Origin of the sequence: Mycolicibacterium tusciae (assembly GCF_002086795.1) — a bacterium.
Taxonomy (GTDB): domain Bacteria; phylum Actinomycetota; class Actinomycetes; order Mycobacteriales; family Mycobacteriaceae; genus Mycobacterium; species Mycobacterium tusciae.
The window spans coordinates 89,213-105,275 of the sequence record NZ_MVIM01000001.1; the positions used below are offsets into that span (position 1 = coordinate 89,213).

A 16,063-nucleotide genomic window follows, 5' to 3' on the forward strand; every position below is an offset into this window, starting at 1 on the left:
ACACATGCCATACACGCGCAAGCTTGTTGTCACCCAGAACATCACCGTCGACGGTGCGGTTGAGATGCTCGGCGACTGGTTCGACCCACAAATCGCGGACGAGGATTTGGTCGCGGAGACACACCGACAGGACGCCGAGGCCGATGCGTTGCTCGTCGGGCGCCGGACATTCGAGGACTTCCGTAGCTACTGGCCCGCGCAGACCGACGACCCCACGGGTATCACCGCGTATCTGAACCAAGTGACGAAATACGTCGTGTCCTCGACGATGTCCGATCCCGAATGGGAGAACTCGACGGTGCTCGTCGGCGATCCCGTCGAGCAGACCACGAAGCTGAAGTCGCAGCCAGGCAGGGACATCGTGCTGACGGGAAGCATCAGCCTGGCCCATACGCTCATCGCCGCGCGGCTCGTCGATGAGTACCGCTTATTCGTCTACCCGACGGTGCAGGGGGCCGGCCGGAGGCTGTTCCCCGACGGCGCCGCGTTTCCGCGACTGGCGTTGGTCGCACCGCCCAAGGCCTTCACATCGGGCGTCACCCTGCTCCGCTACTGCGCCACATAACCCTCAATCTGGCGCAGCCCGATGATCACGGAGGGATAATGCACTGTGGCCGGCGAACACCCCGAGGTCGATGGACGTGGAGATCGCGACCGCGACGAGACCGAAGCCGAACGGCTGGACCGCAACTGGTCGAGTCTGTTGCAGGAATTGCGAGTTGCCCAGACCGGTGTTCAGCTGCTCACCGGGTTCCTGCTCATCCTGCCGTTCCAGCCGCGCTTCGCCGACCTGGATGTCGTGATGCGCATCGTCTATTTGGTGACGGTCGGTTGCTCGCTCGGTGCGACGGTGCTGCTGGTCGCGCCGGTCAGCATGCACCGTGTGCTGTTTCGGCGGCGCCGGCTCGAAACACTGGTCGCGGTCTCGCATCGTTACGCCGAAGTCGGCATCATGCTGCTGGGCATGGCGCTGTCCGGAGTCGCTGTGGTGATCTTCGACAGCGTGGTCGGCAGAACCGGCGCCTGGATCGCCGGCGGTTGCACTCTGGTGGCGCTGATCACGTTCTGGTACGCGTTGCCCCTGCGGGACAGGGACCTGCGCGACCCGACCTATTGACGTTTGTGACGCCCCGGCCCGGGGAACACCGTGGCCATGTTGATCCGACGTGTTGCCCGTCCCATGCTGTCGGCGGCTTTCATCGCCCGTGGCGTCGATGCCCTGCGCAGCCCCAAGCCCGCCGCCGATGCGGCCCGTCCCACTCTCGAGGGGCTGAGCAAACTGCCCGACCCCGTCGGTACCAATGTCCCGTCCAACGCCGAAACCGTCGCCCGCGTCAACGCCGCGGTTCAGATCGGCGGTGGCCTCCTGCTCGCCAGCGGCAAGTTGCCCCGGCTGGCATCGGCCGCGCTTGCGTTCAGCGTGGTGCCGGGAAGCCTTGGCGGACACACCTTCTGGAATGAGACGGATCCCCAGCGCAAGGCCGATGAGCGTCGTGCCTTCCTCACCGACATCAGCCTCATCGGCGGGTTGATCATCGCCGCCGTCGACACCGAGGGCAAACCCTCACTGGGATGGCGCGGCCGTCGCGCCGCCCACAAGGTCTCCGGCGCCGTCAGCGCCGCGTTGCCCGTCGGTGCGGCGACCGGTGGAGCGCTCGCCGACAGCCCGCTCGCCGAGAAGGTCGGTCACGGCCTGCAGGTCGGTGCCGAACGCGGCCGCGAATTCGCTCACGTCGCTCGCGAGCGGGCACCTGAGTTCGCGGAGCTGGCGCGCAAGCGCGGCGCCGAGATCGCCGATGTCGCCCGTGAGCGGGGACCCGAGTTTGCGGAGCTGGCGCGCAGGCGCGGCGCCGAGATCGCCGATGTCGCCCGTGAGCGGGGACCCGAGTTTGCGGAGCTGGCGCGCAGGCGCAGCGCTGAAATCGCCGACGTCGCGCGTGATCGCGGACTGGAATTGGCAGAGGTCGCCCGCGACCGTGCGCCGGAGTTGGCTGAGACCGCACGTGATCGCGCAACCGAATTCGCCGACACGGCACGCAAACAGGGCCGCAAGCAGGTCAAGCAGACGCGTAAGCAGATCAAGCAGGAACGCAAGCGCCTGAATTCATGATCATCGTGCGCTGAACAGGCACGTTCGGCCAGATTCGGTTGTACATTGACTCCACCATCCCCGCGGTTGGATTCGCCTTCCGCGCAGCGGACGCGAGGAGTGCGAAATGACAACCCCCGAGTACAACCCTCAGCCGGGCCAATACGGTCAGCCGGGCCAATACGGCCAGCAAGGCGGCTACCCGCCCGCCGGGGGTCAGCAGCCCGGCGGATTGCTCTGGCGTTGGCTGGCCCGAATCATCGACGGCATCCTGGTCGCCATCGTCAGCTATGCCCTCATCTTCCTCACGGACACGTTGTCGAATATCTGGGCGACCGGCCTGTTCACCGGCGTGCTCACCTTCGTGTACTTCGTCGCGTTCGAGGTCTCCATCGGAGCGACACCCGGCAAGAAGCTGCTCGGCCTCAGCGTCCACGGTCCGGCCGGCGCACCCAAGCCGACCCCCGCGCAGTCGGCGATCCGCAATTCGTGGACGCTGCTGCCGATCATTCCTTTCATCGGCGGTCTGCTGGGAGTCGTCGCGATCATCATCATCGCGGTGACCATCAACGGCAGCCCGACCAAGCAGGGCAAGCACGACGAGCTCGCCGGCGGAACTCAGGTCCTCAAGAGTTGACGCCTCGGGTCAGGTGACGACCCACAGCCCCAGAGCAATCACAAACGCGGTGACGCCGAGCGTCGTCTCCATCACCGTCCACGTTTTCAGCGTCGTCTTCACGTCCATTCCGAAGAAGCGGCTCACCAGCCAGAAACCCGAATCGTTGACGTGCGAGAGAACCGTGGCTCCCGCAGCGATGGCGACCACCAAGAGCGTGAGATGAAAGCTGCTCAAGCTAGCCTCAGCTGCTGCGGCGCCAAGAAGGCCGGCCGTCGTCGTAATCGCGACGGTCGCCGAGCCCTGGGCGACGCGAAGCAACGTGGCGATGATGAAAGCCTGGAGTATCAGGGACAATCCCAGATTCGACAGTGAGCCGCTCAGCGCATCTCCGATGCCGCTCAGCCGCAGCACGCCACCGAACATGCCGCCGGCGCCGGTGATCAGAATGACGGTACAGATCGGGCCGAGGGCGTTGTCGAAGATGTCGCTGACCCCGGCCATCGACCGGTCGCGCAGTCCCAGCACCAGGGTCGCCGCGAGCACCGTGATGAGCAATGCGACAGAGGTGTTCCCGAGCAGCATGAGGTACTCGGCCCAGGCCGCACCTTCTTCGATCACCCCTGCGGTGGTCAGGGTCTTGAGCACGGTGTTGAACGAGATCAAGAAGAACGGCAGCAGCAATATGCCAAGCACTGTCGCGAACGCCGGCGCCTTCCGGGCGGGCGCCTGCGTAACCGTCTGGCCTGGACCCGCGCCAACGCCGTCGTTGTCAGCGTCGGCATCAGGATCGGTGACCACCTCGCGGCCGCCGTTCATCGGACCGAACAGTGCCTCGGGGATGTCGACATATACGCGGCGCCCGATGAATTGGGAGACCAGGTAGGCGCCGATATACCAGGAGACGACGGCGACGGGCGCGCCGACGAGCAAAGTCAGCCCGATGTTGGCCTCGAGTGCCTCCGCGGCCGCGACTGGTCCTGGGTGCGGTGGAACTATCGCGTGCATGGCGGCGAACGCGCCGGCGGCGGGGAAGGCGTACAGCAGGAGTGAGCCGCCGAAGCGCCGCGCGACCGTCATGATGATCGGCAGGAAGACCACGAGACCGGCATCGAAGAATATCGGAAAGCCGAAGATCAGCGCGGCGATGCCGAGTGCGAACGGTGCACGCTTCTCGCCGAACCTACCGATCAGGGTGTCGGCGAGAACCTGTGCGCCGCCAGTGATTTCGAGGAGCCGGCCGATCATGACACCGAAGCCGACCAGGAGGGCCACCGAGCCGATCGTGTTCGAGAACCCGAAGGAGAGCGCATCGGGTACGTCGCCGACGGGGATGCCGGCCGCCAGTGCCGTCAGCACACTCACCAATACCAGCGACACAAACGCGTGCAGCTTCACCTTCATGATGAGGAACAGCAGGACGGCGACTGCCACCGCTGCGATGACTAAGAGCGTGGCGGTACCGTATGCCGGTTCGATTGCTTCCACTAGAACTCCTGTTCTGTTGTGCGCGTTACGGTTTGAGAGACGTAGGTGTCGACGATGGCGTCGATGTTCTGGTCGACATCGATGGTTAGGCCGCGTTCGTCATCGCCGAGAGGCTCGAGCGTTTCGAACTGCGAGGCCAACAGCGAAGCAGGCATGAAGTGACCGGGGCGGCTGGCCTGGCGTCTGGCGATGACCTCGGGCGTGCCGCTCAGATGGAGAAACTCGACACTTGGGCAGTGCCGGCGGAGCTGGTCGCGGTATTTTCGCTTCAGGGCAGAACAGCTCATCACACCGCCGGAGTCGCAGCGCTCGGCCAGCCACTGCCCGATGGACTCCAGCCAGGGATACCGGTCGTCGTCATTCAGCGGCTCGCCCGCGGTCATCTTTGCGATGTTGGCCGGCGGATGGAAGTCGTCGGCATCGGCGAACGGCACCCGAAGGCGCTGCGCCAGCGCCGCTCCAACAGTCGATTTGCCCGAACCTGAGACGCCCATTGCGACGATTGGTGACGCCATCTTCTCCACCTACCCCATTGTGCTTGACGTCACACAGCATGCCTCAATAATCATACGATTTCAAGTATCTTTCGCAATCATATGTTTTTAATAACGCCAGCAAAGTCTATGACAAGATGTATAGGTGGTTTCTCACCCAATCGTCGGCGCTCTGCACGGAGGTTTGCTCTCCGCTCTGGGCACCGCGATCGTGTCTGGTGAATATCAGGCCGGTCAGGTCATCACGCTCGACGGGTTGAGTGCACAGCACGGCGTCTCCCGCAGCGTCGTGCGGGAAGCGGTTCGGGTACTCGAGTCCATGGGGATGGCGGAGTCCCGCCGTCGGGTGGGCATCACGATTCAGCCCGCGAGCAAATGGAACGTCTTCGACCCCATCGTGATTCGGTGGCGGCTCGAGTCTGGCGACAAGGCCGCACAGCTGCTGTCACTCTCGGAGCTGCGCCGAGGCTTCGAACCCGCCGCGGCGGCGCTCGCCGCGCGGCGCGCCGACCCTCATCAGTGCCGCATCATGGCGGCTGCGGTTTCGGACATGGTTGTGCATGGACGGTCTGGCGACCTCGACGCATACCTGTTGGCCGACAAGATCTTCCACCAAACGATGCTCGAGGCCAGCGGCAACGAGATGTTCCGTGCCCTGAACGGGGTGGTCGCTGAGGTGCTCACCGGCCGGACCCACCACGGCATGATGCCCGACATCCCGAATCCCGCCGCCATCGCGCTGCACGACGAGGTTGCGCGTGCCATCAGACTCCGCGACGAGGCCGCTGCCGAACGGGCCATGCGGGCGATCATCGACGAGGCGGCATCCGCTGTGACCGAAGAGTTTTCGCCCCCGGGCCAGCCAGAGGCCTAATGGTTAACTGAGGGCATGGACAGGGACCCCAGACTCGCACGGCGCTTCTTCGACCGACTCGAACCGGTACACGCCGTGACGTACTTCGCGCCGGAAGCTCGCGCCGCTCTCGATGGGCTCGGATATCGAGGTTTCTGGATGGGGTACTTCGCCGCCCGCTCGGCGCCGTTCGGTGTGGTGCCTGCCGACGTGGTGACCGCGACCTTCTACAACTTCGCCCCGCACCGCGTGGCGAAGGCGCTGCCCGCGGCATGGGACATCGCTGCGCCGGCCGACGCCCTGCGGGCGCGCCAACAATCGGCGGTCGACGCGCTGCGCCGCTACGGCGTCGGCGCCGACGACGATGTCGCCACGATCGCTGATCTCGCCGCCAAGGCTGCGCGCACCGCTCCCCTCGACGGCCGCCCGCTGTTCGCGGCCAACCTGGCACTCGACTGGCCCGACGAACCGCTGGCCAAGCTGTGGCATGCCGCGACGCTGCTGCGCGAACAGCGCGGCGACGGGCATGTGGCCGTGTTGACGTCGCTGGGCTTCTCCGGCCGCGAATGCAACGTCCTGCACGCGGTGTCCGGCCGGGTACCGAAGGAAATGATCATGCGTAGCCGCGACTACGACGACGATCAATGGGCACAGCATCGCAACAGTTTGTGGCGGCGCGGGCTCCTCGACGACCACGACGAGCTGACCGCACAGGGTCGCGAACTCAAACAGCGCATCGAGGACACCACCGACACACTGGCGCTCACTGCACTCGACGCGCTCACCGATGCCGAGGTCGAGACGCTCTTCCGCGGCCTGACGCCCATCACCCGGAAAGTGGGCGCCGCCGGCGATGTGCCCGCGGCGACGCCGATGGGCCTGAACCGTGACGACCTCAACGACGACAGCGCCCACCTCGCGGCAGGCCCGCCGACGTGATGGTGGTCAAATCGGTTGCGTTGTTCATCCTCGCCGCGGTGTTGGAGATCGGGGGTGCCTGGCTGGTGTGGCAAGGCGTCAGGGAGCACCGCGGGCTCGCCTGGATCGGAGCCGGCGTCATCGCGTTGGGGGCGTACGGGTTCGTCGCAGCGTTTCAGCCCGACCCACATTTCGGCAGGGTGCTTGCCGCCTACGGCGGCGTGTTCATCGCGGGGTCGCTGGTGTGGGGCATGCTCGCCGACGGCTTCCGGCCCGACCGCTGGGATGTGACAGGTGCCGTCGTGGCTCTGGTCGGCGTCGGGATCGTCATGTACGGCCCGCGCTGAGCGGGCACTCGTCGACCGCGAGCGACCCCAAAATGCCCGCCCTGCGCGGCGTGTTGGTGTACAGACACGGCCACTCGCGGAGGTTTCAGGTGCCTGGCTGGTTGCGGTTCCATTCCACCCAGCCGACTCCGGTGCGCCCGTCGGCGGTGGTGACCGTCGCCCACGCACGCGGGAAGTGGCTGATCCGCCCGTCGGGTGATGTCAGCAGTACCGGTGCGTGTCCACGGATGTCGATGGTCGCGACGAGATCACCCGGCATGTACGTGATCGTGGTCGTGGCCGGCAGATTGTTGCCCGCGAACGTCGCCTCCGCACTGACGCCCTGCAGTTCGACCAGCGGCTCGCCCTGCCGTTGGGTGTAGCCGACGCCGATGGGCGGGGCGCCCGGTATCCGGAGATCGACGCCGTGGGCATGGGTACCGTCGTCGAAATGCAGTGCGCTCCACACCCAGTCCATGGACCACCAGTCGCGCACCCCCCAGGAGTGATCGCGTTGGCCCGGAACGGTGTTCAGCGCGTACTCGCGGCCGTCGACGGTGACCGTGCCCGACACTGCGCACGGGATCTCGTATCGCGGGGTGATCCGGTACTGGTACGGCACGCCGACGGTCGTCCAGATCAACTCCATCGTGGCCTCGACGGGCCTGCCCGGCTGACCATGTAGGAGCGCGGACGGGTCGTCGTAGGCCTGGGCTCTCCCCCGCACCGTCACCGTGTAGGTCTGCAGCGGTTCGGTCGCCTCCAGGACCAGGTCGATGGCGCCGGTGTTCGCGAAATCCAGCAGCGCGATGGTCGGCATGTCCGGACCGCACAGCAGCGCGTTCACCCAGGTGGTGTTCTCGTTGGGCATCAGCCCCAGCCGCACCCAGCCGCCGATGCCCTGCTGCGGGTCGGCGAAGTCGAAGTACCAGCTTTCGCTCCATAGCGGTTCGTCGCCCGCGGCGTGGGCCTCCTCATCGGCGGGATCAGGCGTGAGCGGTTGCGCCGCAGTGCCTTCGGAGGGGTCTGGCAACATGTCCAACGCCCCGCTGTCGAGCACGTGGTCGCCGTGCCGCGACAGCATCGTCATGAACATTTCGTCGCCACGTTCCGTCTGCGCGACGAGCATCGAGCTCACTATCGCCATCATCACGCCGAAGAAACTCTGCCGCCGCACGCCGTCACGTACGTCGTCGAGACTGACTCCGGTGTCGGCGCCCAGAGCGTCGTGGTACGCCCGCAGTAGCGCGTCATAGTGTTCGCGGCGGAGATCACTTGGCAGCGCGCACCCGAGGAAGTAAGCGACGTCCGTCATGGCCGGGCCCCAGGTGACGGTCTGCCAGTCCACGACCGTCAACGGCCGGTCTGCCTCCGGCTGACCGAAGAGCATGTTGTCCAACCGGTAGTCGCCGTGCACCAGGCCCATCAGCCGGTCGGCGGCGCTCTCTGCCGCCAGATACGCGTCGAAGCTGCCGACGAGGCGCTCGCACACCTCACGATGCTCGGGCGCGATCCGATCCCCGTACCGGTCGAGGAATCCGGCATACAGCGTGGCGATCAACCCCTGGTTCATCGGCGCATCGCGGTTGAGCCAGTCGGCCTGCGCCATCGATGCGTCGCCGAACGCCGGTGCGTGCAGCCGGGCCAGCTCGGCTAGTGCCAGCATCGCCTGCTCGGTTGTCGCGCCGCGCAGTTCGTCGCCGACGACGGCGGGCGCGGCATCACCGAGCAAGAGGTGGAAGGTGCCGGTCTCAGGATCGAAGCCGGCGGAATAGCAGGTCGCTACCGGCCCGCCGCCGAGGTTGGGCGCGATGTCGGTGTAGAAGCGCACCTCGCGCTCGTAGAGCCCGAGTGCCAGGCCGGTCTGCCTGCTCGCGGGGTCGGTTGCCGCCACCTTCAACACGACCGACGACGGCCCGTCGTTCCCGGACGCGCGGGTCAACTCGACGCGATAGCACTCGCTCATCTGCCCGGTGCCGATGCGCTCGAACGTGAAATCCGTGACCGGGGTGGCGAGCGCGTCGCTCAGCCACGCGGCCGTCAGATCCGACGGCCGCTCCATGACGTCAGTGGTGCGCACTGGTCGACGAGGTGTGGCACATGTCGGGCGGTGTTCCCACGACATCAAGGGATGGATTGCGGTCGAAGAATCCGAACGGCTTGAGCCAGAAGGACACGATGTCGACGGGCATCACCGGCCAATCCTCCGGCCGGGTGATGTGGTGGATACCGAACACGTACCACATCACGACGTCGGTGTTGTCGATCGAACGGTTGGCCAGCGTCCATTTGGCCAGGCCGGTGTCCGTCGACGACTGATTGACGAATTCGCCAGCAGGCCAACGTTCGTCGGGATGGTTCGGGGTCACCCACAGAGTATGGCCGATGACACTGGCACGCTCGATCACCGGCGAGTCGGGGTCGAACATCGGTGGGATCGCCCCGCCGGGTACGAGCTTGTACGACGGATGCGTGCCGATGCCGTTGACGACGTTGGGGTTGACGATCTTCCAGGTGCGCTGGGTCGCGTAGTTGACGTCCTGCTTGCCCTGGCTCTCGGTGCGCAACGGGATACTGCGCGTCACGAGTGAGAGTCCGTACGGGTTGTCGGGTCCCATCGGTTCGGCGTGAGACTCCGTCATGACGACGGTGTTGTCGGTGCCGTCGATGTCCATGTCGAGCCGGGCGACCAGGAAGTGCTGGTGATAAGGCGCGTAGGTGCGCTCGTCGACGAGCGTGCCGTTGGGGTGCTGCTGACCGGGAGCCACCGGCGTGGTGACCATGATTCCGGTGGCCCGGATTTCGCACTCGATGTTGCCGTCCTGATAGAGCCGCCAGTAGATCAGGTATTCGTAGTTGGCGACGGTCACATGCGACGACACCGTGAGCCTGCGCATCCGGCGCACCTCGGCGCCGATGGTGTGGTCGACGTGCTTCCACAGCACCGCGTTGTCTTCTTCGTGGATGCAGATGGCGTTGGTGATCGTGTATGGCTCGCCCCTGCTGTTGTGCAGCACCGCGTCCAGGTAGCGGATCTCGCCGAGGCAGTCGCAGCCCAGCTCGAGCGATGTGGTCATGAACCCGAGACCCCACTCGCCGATGTCGAAGGCGGTCCGCCGGTAGTGGTCCACCGACGAATCGCGGTAGGGCACGATCATCTCGGCAAGCGATATCCGGTGTGCCACAGAGCGTTCCCGGTCGCCGTCGCGGTATCTGACAGTGTGCAGCGTCATCCCCTCTCGGTGATTGAAGCCGACACGAAGCGACCAGTTCTGCCACTGCAGCAGGTTGCCGTCAAGGGTGAACGACGGGCCATCGGGTTGCTCGATGTGCAGCGGCTTGAGCGGCTCCCTGCGCGACGCCGAACGCACCGCCTCGGGAATCATGTTCGGCACGTATTCGCCCATCACGTCGGGCTTCTCGACCCCACCGGTGTCCTCGACGCGCAGTAGTTCCATCGCGTTGAGGTCGATGACGCAGTGCAGTCCGCTGACGAGGTTCGCATAGGGGCTGCCGCCTGCCGAATCTCTCAGCCAGGTGTCCGACCAGCCGATCCGCCGGTCGCGGTACTCCGGGGGCGCGACCGCATTGCCATAGGTCCAGGTATCGAAGAAGACGAGATCGATGTCGGTGATACCGCGCTTGTTCAGTGCGGCCGCGACGTCGGGGTGCGTGCGCAGCAACCGGTCACACTCGGCGAATTCGTCGACAGTGAAATTGGCCTGCACCCCGGGAATGTGTTCGAACGACTCCACCCGGTCGTCGGTCAGCGACACCGTGCTCTTGTAGGTCGCGTTGGCCGCTCGTTCGAAACAGGTCACCCGCGCGCGGCGGGGCGGGGGCGCTCCCCCGTTGTCGAACTCGCGCAGTGCGGCCTTGCTGGGTTCGATCAGTTCGATGGACGCGTACCGCCAGCCCAGGCCGGATGTCGCCGACCCTTCGGCTCTGGTGCCGACACCGTGCTCGCGTTGCAAGATCGACGCGACCGCCGTGAATTCGTCGCCGCTGAGCGGATCCAGGGGGTGAGCCACGGGATTCACGCAACCACATTCTCGGTTGGATGCGCAGCGATTTCAGGCACTGCTACGGATTCAGCGGCCCGCCAGCGTGAAGCCCTCCCACGCCTGGCGGCGATCGGCATGTGGATCGAATTCGACGCGCGGCCGGCTGTCGAAGACCCGCACTGCCCGCTCCGGCTCCGCGTAGTTAGGCCATTCGGTACCGGGTACCCCGGTCTGGGCGAACACGCGCCAGCGCTCCTGTATGTCGTCGCTGACGCGCAATGCCGTCTTGCGATCCGCAGCGGCGGTGAGCAGCTTCCCGAAAGTCGTTCGGTACACATCGAACACGGCGAGCAACTCCGTCGCATGCGTGGCGCCAAGGCCAGACCACCGCAACGTCCGGGGCGCATAGTCGTAGCGGTACAGGTACGTCGGCGCGTGTCTGCTGTGCGCCTCCGCGATCTGCCACGCCGCCGACCCGAACGCGAAGTCCCCGCCGAACTGGATACACGCCGCGGAGTCCGGATAGCCGGGGTAGGCGGATGTAATGCGTTCACGTTCAGCGGGTTCGGTTCCGGAGAGCAGTCGCTCGATCATGGGCTCCGTCATCGGCAACAGCTTGAGAAACCGGCCGAACAGCCGGGCCTCGTCGGCGTTGGTGCCGACGATGAGCGGCACGCGGTGGGCATGCCCTTCGCGCATCGCCTCGACCGGGTCCAGGGGTAGGTACTCGGAGCCGCTGGTGGGGCCTGCCGCGAACGCGCCGAGCATTTCGCGCTGGCCCGCGACGATGAGCCGTTCGAACGCGGTCACGAGCTCCGTCGGCCGGGCCGACATCACGGCTGCCGCGCCGTCGGGCTCGTTCGGGTCGACCAGCTCGGCGAATTTTGCCGCGTAGTCAGCCGCGATGTCCGGCGTGCGCACCATTCCGGCGGCCGGACTTTCGGAAATCGCTTGAGCGAAAAGGCCTTCAGCGGCGGGGACGGCCAGCAGCGTGGCCACTGCGTGGGCGCCGGCACTCTCGCCGAAGATCGTCACCTTCTCCGGGTCGCCGCCGAAGACCGCGATGTTCTCGCGCACCCAGCGCAGCGCCATCACGAGGTCGCGCAGGTAGAGGTTGTCGTCGAAGGTGTGGCTGCCGCTGGACAACGACGACAGGTCAAGACATCCCAGGGGTCCCAGCCGGTAGTTGACCGATACGTAGATGCAACCCTGGCGTGCCAACGCCGCACCGTCGTAGATCGGCGTCGCCGAGCTGCCCATGAAATAGCCGCCGCCGTGGATGAACACCATGACGGGCAACGGATCATCCGGCAGAGTCTTCGGCGCCACCACGTTGAGCGTCAGGCAGTCCTCGCTCATCGGCTGGTACTTACCCGGCGCGAGGAGGGTGTACATGCGCTGCTGTGGTGCGCAGTAGCCGACCCCGTGGCAGTACCGCACGCCCGGCCAGGCCTGGACGGGTTGCGGCGCGCGCAGGCGCAACCGACCGACCGGCGGGCTGGCGTACGGGATCGCACGCCAGCGATTCACGCCGTCGCGCGTGAAGCCCTCAACGATGCCGGAGGCGATGGTCGCGCGGACCGTGTGTTCGTGCATCACCCGACGTTAGCGAATGCTGTCCGCCGCCGCGCCTGGACGGTGTCGGCGAGTCGGCCCGCTAGCCTGGCCGGTATGCGACTCGCCGGGCTGATCGCGATCTTGATACTGGTGGCGGGGTGTTCATCCTCGACAGATGGCGGGGCCGAACGAATCACCCCGATACCGCCCAACACCAGCAGGCCGTCGTCGACTACCACCACGACGACCACGCCACCCGTCAAACCGCCGGACCCCGGCGCGCCGGTGGCCGACGTCATCACCTGGATCGAGGCGGGTGATCCGGCCGACGCCGCGGAGTACCACACCGCGGTGCGTGACGGGACGACCACCGATCTCGGCGCGGACGTCGCGTTCGTCACACCGTCGGGCAAGACCAACTGCATGACCGACTCCAAATATGCCGGTGGCGCCCTGGCGTGTTTGGTCGACCTCGTCAACCCGCCGCCGAAGCCGGAGGACGCGTACGGCGAGTGGAAGGGCGGCTGGGTCGACTTCGACGGCCAGAGTGTCGAGGTCGGATCGGTGCGCGGCGACCCCGGCAGGTTCACTGCGGGAACCGGGCCCGAACTGCCCTACGGCCGGGCGCTGGGCTTTGGCGACTACCAGTGCCGCGTCGACACCGTCGGTCTGTACTGCGCCAACCGCGCGCACGACACGGCGGTCAGGTTCAGCGACGCGGGTATCGAACCGTTCGGTTGCCTGCAGCCGGCCACTGCTCCGCCGCAGATCGGCGAGAGATTCAGCTGTTGACGATCGGCTCGTGAGCCGGATAGGCGTGTACGACCACCGAACCGAGCTTCGGAATGGCATGTGCCAGTTCATGTTCTGCGGCGTGGGCAACTGCGTGCGCGTCGGCCAGGCTCAGTGACGGGTCGACGTCGAGCTCGGTGTCTGCTTCCAGCCGATGCCCGATCCACCGCATCCTGACGCGCCGGACTCCCCGCACGCCCGGCTGCCGCGACAGCACGGTGCGCGCGGTGTCCAGATATCCAGGATCGATGCGGTCCAACAACCGGCCGAATACATCCCGGGCCGCGATCACCAGCACGACCCCGATCGCGCCGGCGATGACCAAACCGACGATCGGGTCCGCAAGGGGAAAGCCCAGCCACACGCCCACCGCGCCCGCCACCACCGCCAGTGAGGTCAAACCGTCTGCGCGGGCGTGCATTCCGTCCGCACGCAGCGCCGCCGATCCGATCCGGCGGCCCACTCTGATGCGGTACAACGCCACGACCTCGTTCCCGATGAATCCGATGATGCCAGCGGCGACCACCCAGCTCAGATGATTCAGTGGCACCGGGTCCACGAGCCGACGAACGGCTTGGACGGCGGCAACGAGCGCGGACACGGCGATGGCCGTGACCACGAACAGGCCCGCCAGATCCTCCACGCGCCCGAATCCGTAGGTGTACCGGCGCGTTGCCGGGCGTCGGCTCATCGCGAACGCGATCCACAACGGCACGGCGGTCAGCGCATCGGAGAAGTTGTGCACGGTGTCGGCGAACAGGGCGACTGAACCCGATACCGCGACGACGATCAGCTGCGCCGCCGCGGTCGTGCCGAGGATCACCAGACTGATCTTGACCGCGCGTATGCCCGCGGCGCTGTCACGCAGCGCATCGTCGACGCGATCTGTGTGGTCGTGGGAATGTCCGACCCCCACTACCCGACACCTTTCTCGTGCAGGACGCGCAGTTCGCCCTCGTCCAGGTGGTGCGCGGGGACCCCGCCCGTCGCGTGCTCGGCGTTGTGCACCGCATCGGTGACGAGTTGTCGGACGTGATCGTTTTCGAGCCGGTAGAAGACCTGGGTGCCCTCGCGGCGAGTGCGCACCAAGTGCGCCATCCGGAGTTTGGCCAGGTGCTGAGACACCGACGGCGCCGGTTTGGCGACCCGCGACGCGAGGTCGTTGACCGACATCTCACGATCGGCCAGCGCCCACAGCAGCTGAACACGGGTGGCATCGGCCAGCATCCTGAATACCTCGACAACGAGGTCGGCTTGGTCATCGGCAAGCCGCCGTCCGCAGACCTGCTTATCTGCATTCATACGCAGATAATAGCGCGTGAGCTCAGGCGTGTGGTTCGGCTTTGGCCCGCACCCGGTCTGGATAGATCTGGGTCATGCCGATGGCGCCGACGATCACAACCGCCGGGATGACGGCCTTGGTCCAGCTGACCGTGACCGGCGCCGCGACGGCGACGTATCCCAGGACCGCGATGAGCGCGAACACGAGAGCCCACATCAGCGTCAGCACCTGGTTGGTCCTGCGGAACGCCGCTTTCTCCCAGTCGTGTCGCGGCGCTGACGGCGGCGCGTACTGCTGGGTGAAGGGGACGAACGCCAGCGATCCGACGGCCATCACCGCGAGAACTCCGCCGGACAACGTGGTCGCGTACGTGTCCATCCAGTCGCGGTCCTCGGCGCCGACGGCCATGCCGGCGACGGTGACCCCGACGAAGAACACCACCGTCACCACATCGAGCATGCGCGCGCCTCCACGGCCCGCGGAGATTCCCAGGAACAGCGCCGAGATCACCGCGCAGATCGCCCCGAACATCCACGTGCTCGGACCATCGGCGACGACCCAATAGACAATCCACGGCGCGAAGCCGACGAATGGGCTGCGCTCGAACCATTCGTCCACGAGTCAGGTTTACCCAACTACCGGCGTGGAGGCAAAAGCTCGGATCGCAGTCGACCCTTATGCGACGCCTCCCTCGGCGAGCAGCTCGTCAGCAACCCCCATGCCGCCGCAGCAGTGCCGCGGCCGACGAGCCGCCAAAGTAGTTCTGCGGCAACGGATCCGGTGCTGCAGATACCCGCTCGCCCTTGACGTGTCGGCTCAGTAGGTTCTGATTCTGCATGATGCGAAGACATCGGCCCTGCCGATGTGATTGGCACATCGGCAGGGCCGTTGACTGACAACGACTTTGAGATGTCAGCCGAGTCGGAAACTTCCGTTGACCAGGGTCGGTGTCACGTCTTGCCCATTGATCTTGGAGCTCATCTTGCCGTTGGACAAACGGGTGATCTGCTGGGCCTGCTGCAGTTGCCGCTTGCTGCGCACCTCGGCGCGGAACTGCGCGTCGTTGAGCTGCTGAATCTCCGCTTGCGTGATGTCACCTACGCTGCTGGTGCCGAACTGCACGCCGATCGCCGATCCGTCTTCGCGGACGACCCAGGAGGCCCGGATGCCGTCCAGTTCGGCGGTGTACATGCCCGCCTCGCCGGACACCGGGGCCGCCGTGAATTGATACGCCACGCCGTTCATGTTCAGGTCGCCTTCGACGTTGGCGCCGTCGAACTCTGCGTTGAGGGTGTCGCGGAACCTCGACTTGATGTCTATCTTGCCGTCGGCCTGGTTGCCGAAGAACCACGCCTCGTCGTCGGTTCCGTTGCAGGCGTAGGCCGCAACCTGGTCGCCGTCGACGGAGATGCCGATTGTCATCGTCTTGCCGTCGGGGGCGGTCATGTCCGCGATGTAGCGTCCCGCGGCCGGGAACGCGGTCGGCGCGGCGGTGGTGGTGGCGGTGGTCGGCGTCTCCGACGAGGAGGTCGCTTGATTGGATGATCCGCCCGAGCAGGCGGAGAGGGTGCCGAGCGCGACGAGTGCGCTGATACCCACGAGCAGAGTGCGAGTGATTTTCTTCATGTGACCAGCATGGATCTC

Annotated in this window: 17 protein-coding genes; 8 read left to right on the forward strand and 9 right to left on the reverse strand. The window is 66.1% G+C overall.

The genetic code is table 11. From position 1 onward, the window contains the following. Positions 1-4: 4 nt before the first annotated feature. The 4 genes from BST47_RS00385 (at position 5) to BST47_RS00400 (ending at position 2,726) form a co-directional block, all read left to right on the forward strand. Positions 5-565 carry a dihydrofolate reductase family protein gene (locus tag BST47_RS00385; RefSeq protein ID WP_083123230.1) on the forward strand — a complete coding sequence of 187 codons (561 nt, stop codon included), beginning with the start codon at positions 5-7 and terminating at the stop codon, positions 563-565. Between the two features lie 45 nt (positions 566-610). After that, entirely contained in the window at positions 611-1,117 is a 507-nt protein-coding gene (locus tag BST47_RS00390) for a DUF6328 family protein (protein ID WP_083123231.1), read from the forward strand. Positions 1,118-1,153: 36 nt separating this feature from the next. Then, positions 1,154-2,110, forward strand: coding sequence for a DoxX family protein (locus BST47_RS00395; protein WP_083123701.1), 957 nt, complete (start codon positions 1,154-1,156; stop codon positions 2,108-2,110). 106 nt (positions 2,111-2,216) lie between these two features. Beyond that, positions 2,217-2,726 carry an RDD family protein gene (locus BST47_RS00400; RefSeq protein WP_083123232.1) on the forward strand — a complete coding sequence of 170 codons (510 nt, stop codon included), beginning with the start codon at positions 2,217-2,219 and terminating at the stop codon, positions 2,724-2,726. Positions 2,727-2,735: 9 nt separating this feature from the next. On the opposite strand, the gene BST47_RS00405 is transcribed toward BST47_RS00400, so the two are convergent. Both BST47_RS00405 and BST47_RS00410 read right to left on the reverse strand, forming a co-directional pair. Further along, entirely contained in the window at positions 2,736-4,193 is a 1,458-nt protein-coding gene (locus BST47_RS00405) for a GntP family permease (protein WP_083123233.1), read from the reverse strand. Further along, positions 4,193-4,708, reverse strand: a complete 516-nt coding sequence (locus BST47_RS00410; RefSeq protein WP_083123702.1) for a gluconokinase — start codon at positions 4,706-4,708, stop codon at positions 4,193-4,195. Before BST47_RS00410 ends, BST47_RS00405 begins: the two co-directional genes overlap by 1 nt. A gap of 124 nt (positions 4,709-4,832) precedes the next feature. Here BST47_RS00410 and BST47_RS00415 point away from each other — a divergent pair, with 124 nt between their 5' ends. Genes BST47_RS00415 through BST47_RS00425 form a run of 3 tightly spaced genes read left to right on the forward strand, consistent with a single transcriptional unit; the run spans position 4,833 to position 6,805 of the window. Beyond that, complete coding sequence (locus BST47_RS00415) at positions 4,833-5,561, forward strand: FadR/GntR family transcriptional regulator (RefSeq protein WP_083123234.1); 729 nt, start codon at positions 4,833-4,835, stop codon at positions 5,559-5,561. A gap of 15 nt (positions 5,562-5,576) precedes the next feature. Continuing rightward, positions 5,577-6,479: an SCO6745 family protein gene (locus tag BST47_RS00420; RefSeq protein WP_083123235.1), complete on the forward strand. Its 903-nt coding sequence runs from the start codon at positions 5,577-5,579 to the stop codon at positions 6,477-6,479. Then, positions 6,479-6,805, forward strand: coding sequence for a YnfA family protein (locus tag BST47_RS00425; RefSeq protein ID WP_083123703.1), 327 nt, complete (start codon positions 6,479-6,481; stop codon positions 6,803-6,805). Before BST47_RS00420 ends, BST47_RS00425 begins: the two co-directional genes overlap by 1 nt. 85 nt (positions 6,806-6,890) lie before the next feature. On the opposite strand, the gene BST47_RS00430 is transcribed toward BST47_RS00425, so the two are convergent. Genes BST47_RS00430 through BST47_RS00440 form a run of 3 tightly spaced genes read right to left on the reverse strand, consistent with a single transcriptional unit; the run spans position 6,891 to position 12,384 of the window. Then, complete coding sequence (locus BST47_RS00430) at positions 6,891-8,846, reverse strand: DUF7064 domain-containing protein (RefSeq protein WP_234809553.1); 1,956 nt, start codon at positions 8,844-8,846, stop codon at positions 6,891-6,893. A gap of 4 nt (positions 8,847-8,850) precedes the next feature. Next, a complete protein-coding gene (locus BST47_RS00435) occupies positions 8,851-10,815 on the reverse strand; it encodes a primary-amine oxidase (RefSeq protein ID WP_083123704.1) in 1,965 nt (654 codons plus the stop codon). A gap of 60 nt (positions 10,816-10,875) precedes the next feature. Continuing rightward, entirely contained in the window at positions 10,876-12,384 is a 1,509-nt protein-coding gene (locus tag BST47_RS00440) for a carboxylesterase/lipase family protein (RefSeq protein ID WP_083123237.1), read from the reverse strand. A gap of 75 nt (positions 12,385-12,459) precedes the next feature. Between BST47_RS00440 and BST47_RS00445 the strand changes: the two genes are divergently transcribed. After that, the gene (locus tag BST47_RS00445) at positions 12,460-13,137 is read left to right on the forward strand and encodes a hypothetical protein (RefSeq protein WP_083123238.1); all 678 of its coding nucleotides are present in this window, start codon (positions 12,460-12,462) and stop codon (positions 13,135-13,137) included. Here the strand turns inward: BST47_RS00445 and BST47_RS00450 are convergent. The 4 genes from BST47_RS00450 to BST47_RS00465 form a co-directional block, all read right to left on the reverse strand. Continuing rightward, positions 13,127-14,053 carry a cation diffusion facilitator family transporter gene (locus tag BST47_RS00450; protein WP_083123239.1) on the reverse strand — a complete coding sequence of 309 codons (927 nt, stop codon included), beginning with the start codon at positions 14,051-14,053 and terminating at the stop codon, positions 13,127-13,129. The genes BST47_RS00445 and BST47_RS00450 overlap by 11 nt on opposite strands. Then, positions 14,053-14,439: an ArsR/SmtB family transcription factor gene (locus BST47_RS00455; protein WP_083123240.1), complete on the reverse strand. Its 387-nt coding sequence runs from the start codon at positions 14,437-14,439 to the stop codon at positions 14,053-14,055. Before BST47_RS00455 ends, BST47_RS00450 begins: the two co-directional genes overlap by 1 nt. A 22-nt stretch (positions 14,440-14,461) precedes the next feature. Continuing rightward, positions 14,462-15,037 carry a hypothetical protein gene (locus BST47_RS00460; RefSeq protein ID WP_083123241.1) on the reverse strand — a complete coding sequence of 192 codons (576 nt, stop codon included), beginning with the start codon at positions 15,035-15,037 and terminating at the stop codon, positions 14,462-14,464. Between the two features lie 294 nt (positions 15,038-15,331). Beyond that, positions 15,332-16,045: a hypothetical protein gene (locus tag BST47_RS00465; RefSeq protein ID WP_083123242.1), complete on the reverse strand. Its 714-nt coding sequence runs from the start codon at positions 16,043-16,045 to the stop codon at positions 15,332-15,334. Between the last annotated feature and the right edge of the window lie 18 nt (positions 16,046-16,063).